Raw genomic sequence first — 511 nt, 5'->3', positions numbered from 1 at the left:
AAACCACCTATTTTGCGCGAATTATTGGCTGTGTAACCATCTGGATAAGTCGAGTTTGGTGACACTACAACTTTGGAAGACTGTTCTCCTTCAAACACCAAATAAACATAATAATCCTTACCACGAGCCAGTGAAGAAGGAACGGTGATTGTTTGATCAGATGTGTAATCAGCAACCAAAACACGATTCTCTAGGGGCAAAATTATGTGCGTTCCTTTTTTTAACGTTAATTGTTGCTTACTATTTGCAACCAGAAACGGGGTAGAAGACGCAATATCAATCAGAGTTAAATGAGCAAGACTCGAAGCAAAGCCCTCAAGCACTGTAATCTTTGCCCCATAACCTTCAACGCTAGTCCTTATCTGTTCTGCTGCTAATGCTAAATTCTTTGCCTCTGTCGCTGTAGACTGTGCATTATTGGCGGTCTGTGTGACTGTCGTTAAATCTTTCTTTGCTAGAAGAGCTATCTGTTTGGCGTCATTGGCAACACTAATTGCTGTTTCACTTAACT

1 protein-coding gene is annotated in these 511 nt (G+C 40.9%); it reads right to left on the bottom strand.

The features are described from left to right. The coding region (locus ME1_RS08020) for a phage major tropism determinant (protein ID WP_004861723.1) at positions 1-511 on the bottom strand (511 nt) is incomplete at both ends.

It is taken from the genome of Bartonella vinsonii subsp. arupensis OK-94-513 (assembly GCF_000278235.1).
GTDB lineage: Bacteria > Pseudomonadota > Alphaproteobacteria > Rhizobiales > Rhizobiaceae > Bartonella > Bartonella arupensis.
The sequence above is the reverse complement of the archived record's forward strand: the minus strand, read 5'-3'. Positions and strand labels throughout refer to the sequence as shown.